Origin of the sequence: Micromonospora sp. NPDC050417, from assembly GCF_044458865.1 — a bacterium.
Lineage (GTDB): Bacteria > Actinomycetota > Actinomycetes > Mycobacteriales > Micromonosporaceae > Micromonospora_G.
Genome location: NZ_JBITIH010000021.1, coordinates 47,630 through 61,746 on the forward strand (window position 1 = coordinate 47,630; position 14,117 = coordinate 61,746).

Genomic DNA, 14,117 nt, shown 5'->3' on the forward strand with positions numbered 1-14,117 from the left:
ACCGTAGGCGACTGGATCCGCTGGGGAGTGAGGTGCGCGAGCAATGCCGTGGTGGTCATGGCGCCCCGGTCACACCGCTTCGAGCGGTGGGCCGGAGACTCGAAGCAGGATCTCCGTGGACCAGGCCGTGCGGGTCGGACCGCCTGCGCCACGTGAGCCGGAGCACGACTCTGATCCGTCGGAATCGCCCGCGACAACGGAACGGCCCGCCGTCGTCGTACCAGCCGCCATCGCGCCGGCAACGGTCGCACCGGTGACCCTGCGCCGGCTCGGTGAGGCCCTCGACCTACTCGACGTCCGCTACCTCGCCGACGGCGACGGCAGCCTGCTGGCGATGTGGGAACGGCACGCCGTGCTCTTCGCGCTGGAGGGGCCGGAGGACGAGATCCTGGTGATGCGTGCCCGGCCCTACTCGACGGTGCCGCCGGACTGGGTGGACCGTGCCTACCGGGTGGTCAACGAGTGGAACCACGCCCAACGCTTCGCCAAGGCGTACGTGGGCGACCCGACCGAACGCGGCCAACTGCCGATCTACGCCGAGATGCAGGTGCCGATGCGGTCCGGAGCGCATGACGCGCTGGTGGTCGAGGTGCTCGACTGCGGCGCGGCGATGGCCACCACCTTCGTCGACTGGCTACACGACGAGGGTGCCCTGCTCTGACGCCTCTCCCGCTGATTTTCCGGGCACGTGGTGGGCTACGCCGTCAGTCAGCCGAGCCGGGGCGGGGGCGTCACGTCGCCCTCATCCGTGTTGACCATGAAGTACGCGGCCCGCTCCAGGTAGTCCCAGAGCGTCTCCTCGTACTCCTTCGGCAGGTCCAGGCTCTCCACGGCCCGACGCATCTGCCGCAGCCAGGCGTCCCGCTCGGCCGCTCCGACCCGGAACGGGGCGTGCCGCATCCGCAGTCGCGGGTGGCCACGCTGCTCCGAGTAGGTGTTCGGTCCGCCCCAGTACTGCATCAGGAAGAGCGTCATCCGGTCCGCCGCCGGGCGGAGATCCTCTTCGGGATAGAGCGGGCGGAGCAGCGGATCGCCGGCGACGCCGACGTAGAACTCGTCGACCAGCTTGCGGAAGGTCGGTTCACCGCCGATGGCCTCGAACAGGGTCGTCGGCGTCCGCGTCGGATCGCCCTCAGCTGGAGACGTCACGCTTCCATCCTGCCAGGTCCGGATCGATCGGTTGGGACGCGGTCGGGGCGGCCTTGATCACAGAGTGCTGACGCCGCCCTGGGGGCTGGGAGAGCCCGGCGCCCGGTCGTCGATCGACTCCTCGGCCGAGCGCTGCGCCGGGCGTACCTCGGCACCCATCCGGGTCTGCCGCGAGGCGTTCGCGATCGCCGCGTTGAAGTCCGCCGTACTCGGCCACTGGGTCGAGACGACCAGCATCAGCAGCACCCCGCCGATGCTCCAGAGCCCCACCACGGTGGGAATGTTGAACCGGCTGGCGAGGACCCCGGTGACCAGCACCGCGCCGCCCTGAAGCACCTGTATCCCGCTGCTCATCACCCCGAACGCGCGGGCCCGGAAGCCGGGCGGCAGGGCCTGCACGAAGAGACCGTTGGCGACCGGCAGCAGGCCGGCCACCGCGAAGCCACTGATCAGCGCCATCAGGGCGACCACGGGTGGAGTCGGGTTGAGCAGCGCCGGCACCAGGGCGAGCGGGGCCAGCACCGCGAACGGCCGGATCATCGCCCGTCGTACGTCCGGACGCAGCCCGCGTCCGATGGTCAGACCGCCGAGGATGAAACCGACCGGGCTGGCAATCATGATCATCGCCTGGACCAGGCCGGCGCTGGGGTGATCAGGGTCGGACACGTCGACGAACTTCGCCGCCCACCCTGCGGCCAGGCCCTCGGGCACGATGGCGAAGAGCATCGAGGCGAAGACGATGACGGCGATGGATCGCAGCACCGGGGTTCCGAAGACCAGCTTGAACCCCTCGGCCGTCTCGCGGAGCAGGTGGCTGCGGTGTTCCGGGGTCATCGCCGCCGCCCGCTGCTGGATGCCGAACCGGATCAGTATCGCGGAGAACGCGAAGGTGCCGGTGTTGATCAGCAGCGCGGTGGTCGGGTTCAGGGTGGCGACCGAGGCGCCGAGCACGTACCCGGCGATCTGGGCGGCCTGCCCGGTGCTGGTGTTGACCGCCAGACCGACCACCAGGCGGTCGCCGCTGAGCAGCATCGGGAGCAGCGCGGATCGGGCTGCCTGGCTCGGCGGGTTGGCCAGGGTGACACCGAAGAGCAACGCCAGGATCACCGGCACCGGTAGGCCGGGGATGGCGATGAGGCCGATCAGCACCATCCGGGTGAGGTCGCAGATGACCATCACGTTCCGGTACGGGTGGCGTTCCGCCACCGCGGCGAGCAGCGGGCCGCCGACGAGCCAGGGCAGGAAGCTCACCGCGAAGGCGGCGGCCGAGAGCGCGACCGACTTGCTCTCCTGGAACACCAGCACGGTGACGGCGGCTCGCGCCAGGTAGTCACCAAGCCAGGAGAACGCGTTGGCCGTGTAGAGCGCCCGGAATTCCGGCTGCGCGAACACCTCGCGGAAGGTAGCCGGCCCTTCGGGCGTTCGTGTCGCCTCGGACACGGGGGCCTCCATCGTTCTCGACCGCTGACCACTCATGATGGAGCCGTCGGGAAACGTTGTCAGACGTAGGGGACAGCGAAGTCTTCGTCACGCTCCGAGAGGAGCTTGTCCCGGATTCTGCCCGATCGTCAGACATTTGGCTAGTGTGAATGGGTAGATCGTCGCACTGATGACTGAACGAACGGACGATACCTGACCAGCCATGCGGTTCGCGACCCCTTGATCCCGCGAACCGCTCCGACGGCGCCACCCGCCCCGGTCAGGTGGCCCCGCCCTGACCCGTCTCGGTGCCGCCCGTCCCGGGTGCCTGGGGGCGGAGATACATCCGCGACGCGGCGATCTGCGCGGTGATACCGGAGTTCTCCAACGCCTCGGCGAGGCGGCGGCGCAGTTCCCGCCCCACCGCCAGTTGTCCGTCCGATGTCGTCTTGACCACCGTACGGATCACCGCGCCGTCCACCGTGATCTGCTCGACGCCGAGCACCTCCGGCTCCTCGACGATCTCCGGCGACAGTTCCGGGTCCAGCGCCACCGACGCCGCCGCCGTACGCAGCACCGCGGTCGCCTCCTCCGTACCGGCGAAGCCGATCGGCAGGTCGACGATGACCAGCGCCCAGCCCTGGCTCTTGTTCCCGACCCGGACGATCTCGCCGTTGCGGATGTACCAGAGCACCCCGCGCCCGTCCCGGATCGTGGTGATCCGCAGGCCGACCGCCTCGACCACGCCGGTGGCCTCGCCGAGGTCGACCGTGTCGCCCACTCCGTACTGGTCTTCGAGGAGCATGAACAACCCGGCGATCAAGTCCTTGACCAGCGTCTGTGCGCCGAAGCCCAGGGCCACGCCAGCGATGCCCGCGCTCGCCAGCAGCGGCGCCAGGTCGAAGCTGAGCTCGCTCAGTACCAGCAGTACGGCGATCCCGAAGACCACCGCCGTGACCAGGCTGCGCAGCACCGAACCGATCGCCTCGGCGCGCTGTCGACGGCGTTCGGGTACGACCATTGCCGGGTCGACGTGCGCGGTGGGAATCCGTTCCCGCAGCGGCTTGAGGATGGTCGGCACCGACCCCTCGGCGGTCGCGCCCACCAGCCGTTTGATGGTCCGGTGCAGCAGGTACCGGGTCAGCATGGCGATCAGGACGATCGCGATGATCCGCAGCGGCTTGATCAGGAGGTAGTAGCTGCCCTCCGCCAACCACGGGGTGTCGGTCCACTTCCACAGCAGGTCGCAGGCGTAGCTGTCCAGGCAGGCCGGGCTGGGACTGGTCGGGCCGGGGCTGCTCGGACTGGGGGAGGGAACGGCGTACGGGAGCACGAGATTCACGAGTGCCTTAGTACCGCACGGGTCGGCGTCACCGTCGGGCGCCCCGCCGCAAGGGGGGTTCACTCCCGCCAGCGCGAACGGCCGGGAAGCGTCCGGTGTCGCCTGGTTAACCGGACGGAACCGGTCATCCTGTCACGCGACACAAAAGCTTCATGAGGGACCCCGGATTAGTGCGTGCAATCGGGGGTCCTATCGGGGACTATTGGCGCACGGACGCCGGTGATCTGCCGGCGTCGGCCGCGGTCGGTAGCGAACCGCGCCGTCGGTCGGCACAGGGCAGATGACAGGGGTGGGGCACGACACAACCGGGAGGGTGATCGCGATGCCTGACATACGACCCACGGTGGGCTCCGGCTCGTTGGTACTCAATGCGACGTACGAGCCGCTGTGTGTCGTTTCGGTGCGTCGAGCAGCGATTCTTGTGCTCTCGGCCAAAGCAGTCTGCGTCGCCGACGGTGAGGGGATGCTGCACAGCGCCCGCAACTCGCTGCCGGTGCCCTCGGTGGTACGCCTGACCCGCTTCGTCCGGGTGCCGTACCGCAGTCATGTCGGTCTCTCCCGGCGGGCGATCTTCGCCCGGGACGGCTGGCGGTGCGCCTACTGCCGGGGCCCCGCCGAGACCATCGACCATGTCTTCCCGCGCAGCCGTGGCGGTCGACACGCCTGGGAGAACGTCGTCGCGGCGTGCGCCAAGTGCAACCACAGCAAGGGTGACAAGACCCCGGCCGAGATGGGCTGGCGGCTGCACGCGCTACCGGCCCCGCCGAAGGGGACAGCCTGGCGGGTGCTCGGCCACCGGGCACCCGACCCGCGCTGGGCGGACTGGCTCGACCTCCGGGACGCCGAGGCCGCCTGACCGGGAAAGCGCGGCCGGGGGTCACGCCGGGCGGGCGGAGACCAGCGAGGCGAAGACCACCACGTTGTCCGCGTATCCGGTGGTGCCGCCGACCCAACGGCCACCGCAGGTGATGAGCCGCAGACCGGGCCGGTTGAAGTCGTCGAAGACCTCCTCGGTCGGCAACTGGGACTTGTCGTAACGGCGGACCGAATTGACCTTGAACACGGCCACCGAACGGTCCATCCGGGTGACCTCGATCTCGGCGCCGGGCCGTACCTTCGCCAGGTCGTGGAAGACCGCAGGGCCGGTCCGGGTGTCGACGTGGCCGACGATCACGGCCGGCCCGTACTGGCCCGGGGTCGGGCTCTGGTCGTACCAGCCGGCCTCCTGGTAGCGGTCGGGCGGCGGTACGGCGATCGAACCGTCCGGAGCGATCCCGACCCGGTGCACCCGGGCCCGGACGTCGAGTGAGTCGATCGCGATCGCGGTCGGCGGGCTCTGCTCCATCACCGGAAACTTGCGGGGTGGTGGCTGGCTACCGGCGCTGAACCCGGGCAGGAAGTTCGTCCCGGTCACGTACTGGACGCCGAAACCGGTGATGATCAGCCCCATCAGCACGATGATGATCGGCACCGGACCGGGGCGGCGGCGTGCCGGCTGGCGGACCCGGCCCACGCGCTGCGGCGCGACCCGGTAACCGGGCGGGCGGGCGGTGCCGACCGCCCGTCCCGTACCGGGCTGCGCCCGCCCGGTACGCAGCGTGCCGGGCGCGGTGCGATCCGCGGTGTCCGGGGTGACGATGCTCGCCGCCGACGCCTCGGTGGCGAGCCGGGAGAGCAGGCGCCAAGCCCTGCTCTGCGCCGCCCGGACCGGAGCGAGGCGACCGGCCATCGGCTCGGCCGGCTCAGAGTCGCGTCTCGGGCCGGCGACGCGCGCTCATCAGCCAGAGCCCACCGCCGATCACGACCACGGCGAGGCCACCGGCGAGCACCATCGGGCCGCCGAAGCCGCCGGCCGTACCGCCACCCCCTGTGGCCGGGCCCTGAGTCGGCTTACTCATGTTGACCACGGTCAGGGTGGTGTGCGCGGTGTTGCCGTTCGGGCAGGTCAGGTTCACGTCGAAGGTGCCCGGCGCCCGGTTGCCCGGAATGGTCACCTGCCCGGTCAGGAAGCCGTTGTTCGGTCGTACGACGACCCGGTTGAACGCCTGCGACTCGACGATCGCCTGGTTGTTGTTTGCCTGGTCGCAACTTGCCCGGATGTTCACCCGACTGCCCGCCTGGGCGGTATTCGGGGTGACCTCGACGAACGCGTTGGATGCCTGTGTCGGCGTCGGTGCCGCCGCGACGGGCGCCGCTGGCGCCCCCAGGGCGACCACACCGGCCGCCGAGACGAGTGCCCGACGGACTGCCGTTCGACCCCGCATGACCTCCCCCTTCCGGCCCTCGGCCGGCTTCGCGCGGTAACTCGCGTCGAGGGAGGTGTTCCCACCCGGACCCGCGAATCACGCCGGATCGCCGGGCCACTCGCCGGTGGGTGGGCGACAACCGATCGGGGGGCGCCGCCTCAGGGGGCGGTCGGATCCGGTACCGCCGGCAGTGGGGTGACCGGGTGCCAGTTCAGCGGGGACGAGAGCACCATCGTGCTCGACGGCTGCCCGTACGGGGCGAGCCGGTCGATCACGTCCTCGAAGGCGTCGATCGACCCGGCGGCCACCTTGAGCACACTGCACGCGTCCCCGGTGATCCGGTGTATCTCCAGCACTTCCGGCCAGTCGGCGACCGAGGGGTCGCGCAGGATGCACTGCGGGCCGTAGCAGGACATCCGAATCAGAGCCACCACGGTCCGTCCCGCCCGGGTCAGGTCCACGTGGGCGTGGTAGCCGGTGACCACCCCGGCCTCCTCCAGCCGGCGGACCCGTTCGGCGACGGCGGGCGGCGAGAGGTGGACCCGGCGGGAGAGTTCGCTGAAGGAGAGCCGGGCGTCGGCCTGTAGTTCGCGTAGCAGCGCCCAGTCCATGCCGTCCATGCCGCACCTTCCCTTCGTGAGGTGTTTCACCGAAATAGCCGCTGATTCGCAGGTCAGGACGCAAGTATGCCGTTGCTTCGGCATTCCTCGGAGGCGCCTGAGAGCGAGATCATGACGTACGGCGGGAACGGAAGGGGACAGTCAGATGGAGCACGGGCAGCATGGGCCGGTGATCGCGGCCGACCGGGTCGGCGCGACGGGGTGGAACGGGCCCGGCATCCGGCCGGTCACCGCCGACGAGCGCACCGCCCGAGCCGAGGCGAACCAGGGCGAGCCAACGCTGGAGTTCGCGGACCGGACGCCGTACGACGCGTACGTGCACGCCAGCACGCTGCACACGTTGCAGCAGACGCTGGGCAAGGACCCGGGCGAGATGTCGTTCCTGATGGTCAGCCAGATCATGGAGCTGTACTTCGGGCTCACCTGCTTCGAACTGCGCGATGCTCGTCAGCGGCTCGCCGAGGACGACGTCTGGGGCGCGCTCGGACCGTTGCGCCGCACCGTACTGCACCTGGAAGGGCTGAACGCGGCCTGGCGGGGTCTGCGCTGGATGACCCCGGCCGACTTCAACACGTTCCGTGACCTGCTCGGCGAGGGTTCCGGCTTCCAGTCGGCCATGTACCGCCAGCTTGAGTTCCTGCTCGGGCTGAAGACCCCGTCGCTGATCCGCCCGTTCCGCCGGCAACCCGCCGTGTACGACGCCCTGGCCGACGCCCTCCAGGCGCCGAGCCTCTGGGACGAGGTGTTCCGGCTGCTCGCCCGCCGTGGCTTCGACATCCCCGCGACGCTGCTCGACCGGGACCTCACCGAGCCGGCCGAGCCGAGCGCCGAGGTGGAGCGCTGCTGGGTCGAGATCTACTCCGACACCGGCCCGGACAACCAGTTGCGTCTGCTCGGCGAGACCCTCTCCGAGATCTCCGAGCAGTTCGGCGACTGGCGTTACCAGCACCTGAAGGCGACCCAACGGACCATGGGCGCGAAGCCGGGCACCGGTGGCTCGGGCGGCGTGGCCTGGTTGCAACGAAGCATGGCCCGTACGGTCTTTCCTGAGCTCTGGTCGGCCCGTACCTCCATGTGAGGCGGCGACCCGTGGGGACCGGAACCGGAACGACACCGAAAGTGGAAGCGAAGATGCCCTTCACCGAAGAAGAAGCTCACCGTCTCGACGCCGCCGACCCTGGCCAGCGCGACCTGTTCCTGATCCCGCCCGCCGAGGGCGGACGGTACGCCGAGGCCGCCTACCTGGTCGGCAACTCCCTCGGTCTCCAGCCCCGGGCCACCCGGGCGGAACTGCTGGAGGAGTTGGACACCTGGGCCCGGTTGGCGATCGAGGGCCACTTCGAGGGTGCCCGCCCCTGGACCCCGTACGTCAGTCTGCTCACCGAGCCGGCCGCGCGACTGGTCGGCGCCCTCCCGGCGGAGACCGTGGTGATGAACACCCTCACGGTCAACCTGCACCTGCTGATGGTCTCGTTCTACCGCCCGTCCGGTGCCCGGAACCGGATCGTCATCGAGGACACCGCGTTCCCCTCGGACAGCTACGCCGTGCAGAGCCAGGCGCGCTTCCACGGGCTCGACCCGGACCAGGTGGTGGTACGGCTGCGCGCCCGTCCGGGCGAGGAGAACCTGCGCACCGCCGACGTGCTCGACTACCTCGAACGGGAGGGGGAGAACGTCGCGCTGGTGCTGCTCGGTGGGGTCAACTACCTCACCGGCGAGCTGATGGACATCCCCGCGATCACCCGGGCCGGTCGGGCAGCCGGCGCGGTGGTCGGCTGGGACCTCGCCCACGCGGCCGGCAACGTACCGCTGCGACTGCACGACTGGGACGTGGACTTCGCCGCCTGGTGCACGTACAAGTACCTCAACGCGGGGCCGGGTGCGATCGCTGCCGCGTTCGTCCACGAGCGGCACCTCGGCGATCCCGGGTTGCCCCGGTTCGAGGGCTGGTGGGGCAACGAACCGGCGACCCGGTTCGAAATGACCGCGCGGATCCGGCCGCCGGCCACCGCCGACGCCTGGCAGGTCTCCAACCCGCCGATCCTCGCGATGGGGCCGGTGCGCACCTCACTGGAACTCTTCGACAAGATCGGAATGACCGCGCTCCGCGAACGGAGCGTACGGCTGACCGCGTACGCCGAGCGCGTGCTCGACGAGGTCGTCGCGACCCGACCGATGAGCCTGCTCACCCCGCGTGACCCGCAGCGGCGCGGAGCCCAGCTCTCGCTGCGGATCGGCCAGGGCAGCGCCGCCGAACTGGCCCGGCGACTGCGGTTCGAGCACGGGGTGCTCACCGACTCCCGTGAACCCGACGTCATCCGGGCCGCACCGGTCCCGCTCTACTCGACGTACCACGACTGCTGGCGGCTGGCCGACGCGCTCGCCCGTACGGTTGACGAGTAACGGGTTCCTCGGGCGTTTTCGTGTCCACGCGTGGGCGGTGTCCGGTTGTCCGGTACGGCGACAGACACCGATCGGTACCGCCCGCGCCCGGTCCCGGGCAGGTCAATGCGGGGTCGGTTCGCCACCCCGAGATACGCGGCGCGTCGCTGCACGATACCGTTGACACAGTCTGAGTCGGAGCGGACCGGCAGCCTGGCCGCCCACCCTGGGCCGGGTGTCTTGGTCCCTATCACGCCTGGGAGCGTTGAGGTTGTCTGCTACCGAGCAGTGGACGGTTACCGACACCTTGCTGTATTTCGTCGGCGTCCCGGCCGCCGTGGTGCTGGTGATCGCCGTGTTGGCGCTCGCCGGTGGCGGCCGGAGCGCCAAGCGGTATCGGCCAGGGCGTCCGTTCGACTTCACACCGGTCTGGTTCCTGTCCGCACCGGAGAATCTGGCTGGTTCCGCCACCGCCGCACTGCGCGGCAGTGGCCGCGCGGCCGAGTTGACCGGTGCGGAGACCGAGACCACGGGTACGCCGATTCCGGCGGGCACAACGGGAGGCGCAAGTGACCGCTGGTGAGCAGACCATGACCACGTACAGCCCGGCTGAGCCGGAGCCGGTGGGTCGACCGGACGTGCTCGACGGTCCGTTCTCCACCCGCCAGTTGCTCCGCATCGACGAGGCGTTGCGCCTCGCCGACCAGGGCAGCGGACTGGTCTTCACGGTCTACGTGGGTGCGCTGGACGAGCCGGTACGCGAGCACGCCGTACGGCTGTTGGAACAGCTCGCCGACCCGGCCAGGTCGGTGCTGATCGCGGTGTCGCCGAACCAGCGGATGCTGGAGGTGATCACCGGAGCTGAGGCGCGTAAGCGTATCCCCGACCGGGACGCCAAGCTGGCCGCGCTCTCCATGGTGGCCGCCTTCGGTGGCGGCGACCTCGCCGGTGGCATCATCAGCGGCCTCGACCAGCTCGCCAGCCGCGCCGGCAAGGCGGCGTAAGGAAGGGCCCCTTGTTATCGCTTTCCGTATAACAAGGGCCCCCTGTTAACCACCTGCTGAAAAACCCCGGCGGCATCGGTGATCCGATGACCCCGCCGGGGTTTTCGCGTGTCAGGCGGCGTCGCGGGCACGGGCGTTCAGCGCCCGGACCACCCCGTCACGGCCCTCGGTGACCAGCCGGCGCAGCGGGGCCGGGTGCCCCTCCTGTGCCAGCCACTCGTCGGTGGCGGCGATCGTCTCCGCACTCACCTGGTAGGACGGGTACGCCAGGACGACGAACTCCTGCGCGGGCTCACTGTCCCGGCTCGCCCACACCTGCCCCAGCGACTCGAAGTACCGGGCGCTGTAGGGCGCGGTCAGCTCCACCTGGGCCGGGTGCTGGAAACCCTGGAGCAGGGCCCGGTTGCGCCAGTTCGGCAGGGCCTCCTCGCCGGTCAGCGCGGCCCAGGTCGCGTCCTTCTCCTGCGCGGTCGGGACCAGCGCCCGGCTCAGCGCCGCCTCGCGCTCACCGCTCGCGGTCCGGTCCCCGGCCAGTTCGGCGTCGATCTCGGCGCTCCCGGCGGCACCGTTCGCCACCAGGGCCCGCAGCAGCGTCCAGCGCAACTCGGTGTCGATCGCCAGCCCGTCCGGCACGTCCACCCCGTCGAGCCAGCCGCGAATCGTGGCCAGCTCCTCGTCGGAGCGGACCGCGGAGGCGTACGCGCGGGTCCAGGCCAGTTGCAGCCCGCTGCCCGGTTCGGCGAGCCGCACCGCGGTACGGGCGGTACGCGCCAGGTCGGCCCAGCCGGTCACCGCCCACTCCGGGTCGGCGTACATGGCCAGTGTGCTCGTCGCCTGGCGCAGAGTCTGGGTGACCAGGTTGATGTCGGTCTCGGCGGGGAGCCCGGCCAGTACGAGGGCGACGTAGTCACGGGAGGCCAGTTCGCCGTCTCGGACCATGTCCCAGGCCGCGGCCCAGCAGAGGCCCCGTGCCAGGGAGGATTCGAACGCGCCGACGTGCTGCACCACCGTTGCCATCGACCGCTCGTCGAGACGAAGCTTCGCGTACGTCAGGTCGTCGTCGTTGAGCAGCAGTACGTCCGGCGCCGGCACCCCGGCGAGCTGGGGCAGCTCGGTCGCCTCGCCGGCCACGTCGACCTCAAGCCGGTCCCGCCGGACCAGCCGGCCGTCGCGCAGGTCGTAGAGGCCGACCCCGATCCGGTGCGTGCGCAGGGTCGGGTAGTCGGTGGGCGCTTCCTGGCGTACGACGACCCGCTGGTAGTTGCCGTCGGCGTCGATCGTCACCTCCGGCCGCAGCGTGTTCACCTGGGACGTCTCCAGCCACTGGGCGGCGAACTTGCGCAGCTCCCGGCCGGAGGCCGCCTCCAGCTCGGAGAGGAGGTCGTCGAAGGTGGCGTTGCCCCAGGCGTACCGGGCGAAGTAGGTGCGCAGACCGGCCCGGAACGGCTCCTCGCCGACGTACGCGACGAGCTGCTTGAGCACGCTGGCGCCCTTGGCGTACGTGATGCCGTCGAAGTTGACCTCGACCGCCTCCAGGTCCGGCATCTCGCAGTAGACCGGGTGGGTGGAGGAGAGCTGGTCCTGCCGGTAGCCCCAGTTCTTGCGGACGGACAGGAAGGTCGTCCACGCGTCGGTGAACCGGGTGGCGTTCGAGTTGGCCCAGTGGCTGGCCCATTCGGCGAACGACTCGTTGAGCCAGAGGTCGTTCCACCACCGCATGGTGACCAGGTTGCCGAACCACATGTGGGCCAGCTCGTGCAGCACCGTGTTCGACCGCTGCTCGTGCTCGAAGTCGGTGACCTGGGAACGGAAGATGTAGTGCGTCTCGGAGTGGGTGACGCAGCCGAAGTTCTCCATCGCGCCCGCGTTGAAGTCCGGTGCCCAGAGCTGGTCGTACTTCGGCAGTGGGTAGCGGACCCCGAACTGCTCGTGGAAGAAGTCGAATCCCTGTGTGGTGATCAGGTGCAGTTCGTCGGCGTCGAGGTACTCCGCCATGCTGGCCCGGCAGTAGTAGCCCATGCTGATGCCGTCGTGGGTGTAGCGGACCTCGTGGTACGGGCCGGCGCAGAGAGCGGTGATGTAGGTGCTCATCCGGGCCGACTCGGCGAAGTGGACGGTCTTCGTTTCGCCGTTGGTCTCCTCGCTGGTCACCGGCATGTTGGAGATCGCCCGCCAGTGCGCGGGGACGGTGGCGTGCCAGGTGTAGACGCTCTTCAGGTCGGGCTGGTCGAAGCAGGCGAAGACGCGCTGCGCGTCGGCCGTCTCGAACTGGCTGTAGAGGTACGTCTCGCCGTCGACCGGGTCGACGCTACGGTGCAGACCCTGGCCGCTCGCCGAGTAGGCGAAGTCGGCGTCGACCACGAGGGTGTTCTCGGCGGCCAGGTCGGTCAGGGTGAGACCCTTCTCCGCGGACCAGGTGACGAGGTCGATCGGCGTGCCGTTGAGCGTCGCCGACCGCACCGAGTCGGCGGCGAGTTCGATGAAGGTGCTGGCGCCTGGCTCGGTACAGCGGAACCGGACTTCGGTCACCGAACGGAAGGTACGATCGTCGGCGGCCTGGTCGCCGGAGGTCAGGTCCAGGCTGATGTCATATCCGGCTACGTCGAGCAGGCGGGCCCGCTCGGTTGCCTCGACCTGAGTAAGGTTGCGCACTCCCGGCACGTCATTTCTCCATCCGCAGCTCGCCTGCTGTCCCCACTGACAGCGAAGATCCACCCCCGGTGGCTCCCGGTCGAGTGTTTCACGCGGGGGAGTGAGCGGGGGTGGTCCAACTCACGGTCTCATCCCAGTGCCGTACAGGCATCGTCGGGGTGAAGATTTGTGGAGTTGGATAGGAATTCGCCGTTCGTCAATAGTGAAGGGAGTCGCCGTGCCTGAGCGCACGAGCGCCACCATGTATTTCGATCCGGCCTGTCCCTGGGCCTGGGTGACCTCCCGCTGGTTGCTGGAGGTCGAGCAGGTCCGCCCGGTCGACGTCGAATTCCGGGTGATGAGCCTCTCCGTGTTGAACGAGGGGCGGGACGAATTACCGGCGGAGTACCGCGAATCGTTGAAAAAGGCGTGGGGGGCGGTGCGGATCTGCATCGCGGTCGAGCAGAAGTACGGGCAGCAGGCGGTCCGTGACATCTACACCGCGCTCGGCACCCGGATTCACCTCCGCAAGGAGGAACGGGGCCCGGAGATGTACGCTGCCGCGCTCACCGACGCCGGTCTGGACCCGGCGCTGGCCGAGGCCGCCGACTCCACCGCGTACGACGAGGCGTTGCGGGCCAGCCACGAGGCCGGCATGCGTCCGGTCGGCACCGACGTCGGCACGCCGGTGATCCACGCTCCCGGCCCGGTCGAGGGGGAGACCGTTGCCTTCTTCGGCCCGGTCGTCACCCCGGCACCGAAGGGCGAGGCGGCCGGCCGCCTCTGGGACGGCGTACTGCTGGTCGCCGGCACTCCCGGCTTCTACGAGCTGAAGCGCTCGCGCACGGTGGGGCCGGTCTTCGACTGACCGGCAGGCGTGACGGATGCCGTAACCAGGCGGCGTGACCGGGCGGCGGGTGCGCTCGTTGGACCCTGCGTCCGACGCGGCGGCTCCGCCGGCCGCCCGGTCACGACCGACCACCGGAGAGGCCCCGATGCCGAAGCAGCACCCTGATCTTGAGCAGCCCCGTGCGTTGCCGGCGGAGGTGGTGGCCCGGAACCTGGGCGGCGCCTACTGGTCGGTGGACGGCTGCCGGTGGCCCGCGCTGCACCCCGGTCTGCCCGAGCACCTCGCCGACCTGGTCGCCCCGCCGATCGTGGTCGGGGCCGCGCCGGTGCCGACCAGTGCGCTGCTGGCGAGCGCACCGGTGGCACGCCGCCGGGGCGGGCGGCACCGCCGCCACGCGCCGGCCAACTGACCGCGCACGTCGAGCACACCCAGCGAGTGGACTCGCGTGGGGGATCGACAGCCGGGTACGACGCC

Annotated in this window: 15 protein-coding genes; 8 read left to right on the top strand and 7 right to left on the bottom strand. The window is 70.1% G+C overall.

Features of this window, described 5'->3' with window-relative positions:
• The first annotated feature begins 43 nt into the window (after positions 1–43).
• Entirely contained in the window at positions 44–661 is a 618-nt protein-coding gene (locus tag ACIBF5_RS24900) for a YbjN domain-containing protein (RefSeq protein ID WP_396815281.1), read from the top strand.
• 47 nt (positions 662–708) lie between these two features.
• Here ACIBF5_RS24900 and ACIBF5_RS24905 read toward each other — a convergent pair whose 3' ends face one another.
• The 3 genes from ACIBF5_RS24905 to ACIBF5_RS24915 form a co-directional block, all read right to left on the bottom strand.
• The gene (locus ACIBF5_RS24905; RefSeq protein WP_396815282.1) at positions 709–1,149 is read right to left on the bottom strand and encodes a globin; all 441 of its coding nucleotides are present in this window, start codon (positions 1,147–1,149) and stop codon (positions 709–711) included.
• A 57-nt stretch (positions 1,150–1,206) separates the two neighbouring features.
• The gene (locus ACIBF5_RS24910) at positions 1,207–2,601 is read right to left on the bottom strand and encodes an MFS transporter (protein ID WP_396815283.1); all 1,395 of its coding nucleotides are present in this window, start codon (positions 2,599–2,601) and stop codon (positions 1,207–1,209) included.
• A 247-nt stretch (positions 2,602–2,848) separates the two neighbouring features.
• On the bottom strand, positions 2,849–3,901 hold the full coding sequence (locus tag ACIBF5_RS24915) for a mechanosensitive ion channel family protein (RefSeq protein ID WP_396815367.1): 1,053 nt from the start codon (positions 3,899–3,901) through the stop codon (positions 2,849–2,851).
• Between the two features lie 331 nt (positions 3,902–4,232).
• Here ACIBF5_RS24915 and ACIBF5_RS24920 point away from each other — a divergent pair, with 331 nt between their 5' ends.
• The gene (locus ACIBF5_RS24920) at positions 4,233–4,766 is read left to right on the top strand and encodes an HNH endonuclease (RefSeq protein ID WP_396815284.1); all 534 of its coding nucleotides are present in this window, start codon (positions 4,233–4,235) and stop codon (positions 4,764–4,766) included.
• A 21-nt stretch (positions 4,767–4,787) separates the two neighbouring features.
• Here the strand turns inward: ACIBF5_RS24920 and ACIBF5_RS24925 are convergent, their stop codons facing one another.
• From ACIBF5_RS24925 to ACIBF5_RS24935, 3 genes are all read right to left on the bottom strand, one after another.
• Positions 4,788–5,639, bottom strand: a complete 852-nt coding sequence (locus ACIBF5_RS24925) for a class F sortase (protein WP_396815285.1) — start codon at positions 5,637–5,639, stop codon at positions 4,788–4,790.
• Between the two features lie 13 nt (positions 5,640–5,652).
• On the bottom strand, positions 5,653–6,174 hold the full coding sequence (locus ACIBF5_RS24930) for a hypothetical protein (protein ID WP_396815286.1): 522 nt from the start codon (positions 6,172–6,174) through the stop codon (positions 5,653–5,655).
• Positions 6,175–6,314: 140 nt separating this feature from the next.
• Positions 6,315–6,776 (bottom strand): Lrp/AsnC family transcriptional regulator, encoded by a 462-nt coding sequence (locus ACIBF5_RS24935; protein WP_396815287.1) that lies wholly within the window; start codon positions 6,774–6,776, stop codon positions 6,315–6,317.
• A gap of 145 nt (positions 6,777–6,921) precedes the next feature.
• On the opposite strand from ACIBF5_RS24935, the gene ACIBF5_RS24940 reads away from it, so the two are divergent.
• The 4 genes from ACIBF5_RS24940 to ACIBF5_RS24955 all read left to right on the top strand — a co-directional run bounded on the left by ACIBF5_RS24940 (position 6,922) and on the right by ACIBF5_RS24955 (position 10,162).
• A complete protein-coding gene (locus tag ACIBF5_RS24940) occupies positions 6,922–7,854 on the top strand; it encodes a tryptophan 2,3-dioxygenase (protein ID WP_396815288.1) in 933 nt (310 codons plus the stop codon).
• A gap of 53 nt (positions 7,855–7,907) precedes the next feature.
• Entirely contained in the window at positions 7,908–9,179 is a 1,272-nt protein-coding gene (kynU, locus tag ACIBF5_RS24945) for a kynureninase (protein WP_396815289.1), read from the top strand.
• A 286-nt stretch (positions 9,180–9,465) separates the two neighbouring features.
• Complete coding sequence (locus ACIBF5_RS24950) at positions 9,466–9,741, top strand: hypothetical protein (protein WP_396815368.1); 276 nt, start codon at positions 9,466–9,468, stop codon at positions 9,739–9,741.
• 7 nt (positions 9,742–9,748) lie between these two features.
• On the top strand, positions 9,749–10,162 hold the full coding sequence (locus ACIBF5_RS24955; protein WP_396815369.1) for a DUF5130 family protein: 414 nt from the start codon (positions 9,749–9,751) through the stop codon (positions 10,160–10,162).
• 111 nt (positions 10,163–10,273) lie between these two features.
• Here the strand turns inward: ACIBF5_RS24955 and pepN are convergent, their stop codons facing one another.
• A complete protein-coding gene (pepN, locus tag ACIBF5_RS24960; RefSeq protein ID WP_396815290.1) occupies positions 10,274–12,814 on the bottom strand; it encodes an aminopeptidase N in 2,541 nt (846 codons plus the stop codon).
• A gap of 217 nt (positions 12,815–13,031) precedes the next feature.
• Between pepN and ACIBF5_RS24965 the strand changes: the two genes are divergently transcribed.
• Positions 13,032–13,661, top strand: a complete 630-nt coding sequence (locus ACIBF5_RS24965; protein WP_396815291.1) for a disulfide bond formation protein DsbA — start codon at positions 13,032–13,034, stop codon at positions 13,659–13,661.
• Between the two features lie 127 nt (positions 13,662–13,788).
• Positions 13,789–14,052, top strand: coding sequence for a hypothetical protein (locus ACIBF5_RS24970; RefSeq protein WP_396815292.1), 264 nt, complete (start codon positions 13,789–13,791; stop codon positions 14,050–14,052).
• The last annotated feature ends 65 nt before the right edge of the window (positions 14,053–14,117 follow it).